Below are 3,638 nucleotides of genomic sequence, written 5' to 3'. Positions count from 1 at the left end.
GCGCTGGACGGGCTGTCGATCGGCTATCGCACCCGGCGGGCCGAACGCCACCAGAAGGGCCAGCGCTTGCTGACCGAGCTGGAGCTGTGGGAAGTGTCGGTGGTGACCTTCCCGATGCTGCCCGCCGCGCGGGTGGCGGCCAAGGCCGAGACGCCGTGGCCCCAGTTGGGCGCGCTGGCGGCGGCCTTCGACGGCGCCCGGCGCGACCTGGCCCGTCGGGACGGGCGGCTTTCACGATCAGGCGAAAGGATCAGCGGATGAGCAAACCCGAGATGACGGCGGACCCGATGCGCGAGGTCACACAGGCTGTGTCCGGCTTTCTGGGCGAATTCAGGGATTTCCAAGGGGAAATCGAACTCAAACTTCAACAGACGGAAGAGCGACTGACCATGCTGGATCGAAAAACTCACCACGCGGCGCGGCCGCATCTGGCCGCCGAAACTGATAGCGGCGCGCCGCATCGCAAGGCGTTCCACGATTATCTGCGTTCGGGTGATGATGACGGGCTGCGCGGGCTGGAATTCGAGCAGAAGGCGCTGTCGACCGTGGTCAACAGCGATGGCGGGTTCCTGGTCGATCCGCAGACCGCCGAACAGGTACAATCGGTGCTGTATTCCGCCGCCTCGCTGCGGGCGGTGGCGCAGGTGGTGCATGTGGAGGCGACCAGCTATGACGTGCTGATCGATCACGCCGATCTGGGTGCCGGCTGGGCCTCGGAAACCGCGGCCGCAGCGGAAACCGACACGCCGCTGATCGACCGTATCTCGATCCCGCTGCACGAGCTCAGCGCGCTGCCCAAGGCGTCGCAGCGGCTGCTGGATGACAGCGCCTTCGATGTCGAGGGCTGGCTGGCCGGGCGTATCGCCGACAAATTCGCCCGCGCCGAGGCGGCGGCCTTCATCACCGGCGATGGCGCCGACAAGCCGCGCGGGATCCTGGACCATACCATCGTGGCCGAGGGCGGCTGGAGTTGGGGCAACCTGGGATACATCGCCACCGGCACCGAGGGCGGGCTGGGCGATGGCGATGCGATTGTCGACCTGGTCTATGCGCTGGGGGCGCGTTATCGCGCCAACGCGACCTTCGTGATGAACTCCAAGACCGCGGGTATCGTGCGCAAGCTGAAGGATGCCGACGGGCGGTTCCTGTGGAGCGACGGGCTGGCCGCCGGCGAACCGGCGCGGCTGATGGGCTATCCGGTGCTGGTGGCCGAGGATATGCCGGACGCCGCCACCAACAGCTATTCCATCGCCTTTGGTGATTTTGCCGCCGGCTATACCGTGGCCGAACGCCCCGACCTGCGGGTGCTGCGCGACCCGTTCAGCGCCAAGCCGCATGTGCTGTTCTACGCCACCAAGCGGGTGGGCGGCGACGTGTCCGATTTTGCCGCGATCAAGCTGCTGAAATTCGGCACCTCCTGACGGGTGTGTCGAATGCGGGGCCGGGCAACCGGCCGCGCGGTGGGCGCGTGTCACACGAGAACCTCCATGTTGTCTAGCTGCTCCCCTCCGTCCGAGCAACGTGGAGCGGCGCGCGTCCGCCACTGGGGAACGACCCGTCCGAAAGGGCGACGAGATTGCGGAGTGAATCCATGATGTTGATCGAAGAGACCACCGTGCCGGATGCGGCGCTGCCGGTGGACGCGTTCAAGTCGCACCTGCGGCAGGGCACCGGGTTTGCCGAGGTCGATCTGCAGACCGCGGTGCTGAAGGGGTTTCTTCGCGCTGCCATCGCGGCGATCGAGGCACGCACCGGCAAGGCCCTGATCTCGCGCCTGTTTTCCTGGATGCTGCCGGGCTGGCGCAGCCGCGAGGGCCAGGGCCTGCCGGTGGCGCCGGTTGGCGATCTGGTGCAGGTGGCGCTGATCGACGCGGCGGCCGCCGAGACCGAGCTGCCGCTGGCTCGGTTCCGGCTGGAACCGGACAGCTAGCGCCCGGTGCTGCGGCCTGCGGGCGCGTTGTTGCCGGTGGTGCCGACGGGATCGTCGCTGCGCCTCCGCTTTACCGCCGGCTATGCCGAAGCCTGGGAGGAACTGCCCGCCGATCTGGGGCAGGCGGTGCTGCTGCTGGCGGCGCATTATTACGAATACCGCAACGAGACGGCGTTGAGCGATGGCTGCATGCCTTTTGGCGTGACCAGCCTGGTACAGCGCTATCGCCCGCTGCGGCTGGCGCCGGGATATGGCCAATGAGACCGCCGCGCCTGAACCGGCTGCTGGTGCTGGAAGCGCAGGAAAGTGTAGCCGATGGCAGCGGCGGCTTCGCCGGCGGCTGGGTGGCGGTCGGCGAATTATGGGCGGGGATCGACGCGCGGACGGGCCGCGCGCGCGACGAGGCCGGGCATCCGGTCTCCGACGTGACCCTCCGCATCGTGGTGCGCGCCGCGCCGCAGGGGTCGTCGATGCGGCCGGTGCCGGGGCAGCGGTTCCGCGACGGCGCGCGGATCTTCGCAATCCGCGCGGTGGCCGAGCGTGACGCCGACGGCCGGTATATGACCTGCTTCACGCAAGAGGAGCTGGTGGCATGAGCTATGGCACAAGCGCGGCGTTGCAGGCGGCGGTCTATCAGCATTTGCTGGCCGATCCCGGTGTTGCCGCGCTGGTGGGCGGGGCGGTGTTTGACGCGCTGCCCGCCGGGGTGAAGCCGGAAACCTACGTGACGCTGGGCGCGGAAGAGGTGCGCGACCAGTCCGATGCCAGCGGCGGCGCGGCCGAGCACCGGATTGCAATCTCGGTTGTCACCACCGCCGATGGGTTCGCCACCGCCAAGGCGGTGGCGGGCGCTGTCAGCGATGCGCTGATCGATGCCGAGCTGACCCTGGCGCGCGGGCGGCTGGTGGGGCTGTGGTTTCACCGCGCCAGCGCCCGGCGGGCCGGGCAGGCGGGGCAGGCGCGGCGGATCGACCTGCGCTTTCGCGCCCGCGTCGAAGACGATTGATCACTCAGGATTTGGAGAGACGGATATGGGTGCCCAGAATGGCAAGGACCTGCTGGTCAAGGTCGACATGACCGGCGACGGCCAGTTTCAGACCATCGCGGGGCTGCGTGCCACGCGGGTCAGTTTCAACGCCGAGAGCGTCGATGTGACCAGCCTGGACAGCCAGGGCGGCTGGCGCGAGCTGCTGTCCGGCGCCGGGGTGAAATCGGCGGCGATTTCCGGCTCGGGCGTGTTCCGCGATGCCGGCACCGACGAACGCGCGCGGCAGCTGTTCTTCGACGGCGAGACGCCGGATTTCCAGGTGGTGATCCCCGATTTCGGCATCGTCGAGGGCGCCTTCCAGGTCACCGGCATCGATTATGCCGGAAGCCATAATGGCGAGGCGACCTATGAGATGGCGCTGGCCAGCGCCGGGGCGCTGAGCTTCACCGCGCTGTGATGGTCAATCCGCATCGCGGCGAGGTGGCGCTGGAGATCGATGGCGAGTGCCGGGTGCTGAAGCTGACGCTGGGTGCGCTGGCCGAGCTGGAGGCGGAGCTGCGCGAGGACACGCTGATCGCGCTGGTCGAACGTTTCGAAAACGGCGCCTGTTCCAGCCGCGATGTGCTGGCACTGATCGTGGCCGGTCTGCGCGGCGGCGGCGCGGCGGTCGAGACGCGCGACCTGCTGACCGCCGAGATCGCCGGCGGCCCGCTGGCCGCC

General features: G+C 68.6%; 6 protein-coding genes and 1 pseudogene. All 7 read left to right on the top strand.

The genetic code is table 11. From position 1 onward, the window contains the following. Nucleotides 1-261, top strand: a 261-nt coding sequence (locus CVM52_RS24410; protein WP_205965024.1) for an HK97 family phage prohead protease, incomplete at its 5' end; no start/stop codon positions are given. Then, nucleotides 258-1,421 carry a phage major capsid protein gene (locus CVM52_RS24405; RefSeq protein WP_100164897.1) on the top strand — a complete coding sequence of 388 codons (1,164 nt, stop codon included), beginning with the start codon at nt 258-260 and terminating at the stop codon, nt 1,419-1,421. The genes CVM52_RS24410 and CVM52_RS24405, both read left to right, overlap by 4 nt. Before the next feature lie 170 nt (nt 1,422-1,591). Next, a pseudogene (locus CVM52_RS24400) lies at nt 1,592-2,191 on the top strand (head-tail connector protein). Further along, on the top strand, nt 2,188-2,526 hold the full coding sequence (locus CVM52_RS24395) for a head-tail adaptor protein (RefSeq protein WP_100164896.1): 339 nt from the start codon (nt 2,188-2,190) through the stop codon (nt 2,524-2,526). Before CVM52_RS24400 ends, CVM52_RS24395 begins: the two are co-directional and overlap by 4 nt. Then, a complete protein-coding gene (locus CVM52_RS24390; RefSeq protein ID WP_100164895.1) occupies nt 2,523-2,936 on the top strand; it encodes a DUF3168 domain-containing protein in 414 nt (137 codons plus the stop codon). Before CVM52_RS24395 ends, CVM52_RS24390 begins: the two co-directional genes overlap by 4 nt. A gap of 25 nt (nt 2,937-2,961) precedes the next feature. Then, a complete protein-coding gene (locus tag CVM52_RS24385) occupies nt 2,962-3,375 on the top strand; it encodes a phage major tail protein, TP901-1 family (protein WP_100164894.1) in 414 nt (137 codons plus the stop codon). Beyond that, nucleotides 3,375-3,638, top strand: a 264-nt coding sequence (locus tag CVM52_RS24380; RefSeq protein WP_100164898.1) for a gene transfer agent family protein, incomplete at its 3' end; no start/stop codon positions are given. The genes CVM52_RS24385 and CVM52_RS24380, both read left to right, overlap by 1 nt.

The organism is Pseudooceanicola lipolyticus, assembly GCF_002786325.1.
In the GTDB taxonomy this organism is placed as follows: Bacteria; Pseudomonadota; Alphaproteobacteria; order Rhodobacterales; family Rhodobacteraceae; genus Pseudooceanicola_C; species Pseudooceanicola_C lipolyticus.
This window is presented reverse-complemented; position numbering and strand designations above follow the sequence as displayed.

Coding starts and splice junctions, on each gene's coding strand:
- CVM52_RS24395 (WP_100164896.1), top strand. CDS start 2,188: ATGAGACCGCCGCGCCTGAACCGGCTGCTGGTGCTGGAAGCGCAGGAA.
- CVM52_RS24385 (WP_100164894.1), top strand. CDS start 2,962: ATGGGTGCCCAGAATGGCAAGGACCTGCTGGTCAAGGTCGACATGACC.
- CVM52_RS24390 (WP_100164895.1), top strand. CDS start 2,523: ATGAGCTATGGCACAAGCGCGGCGTTGCAGGCGGCGGTCTATCAGCAT.
- CVM52_RS24405 (WP_100164897.1), top strand. CDS start 258: ATGAGCAAACCCGAGATGACGGCGGACCCGATGCGCGAGGTCACACAG.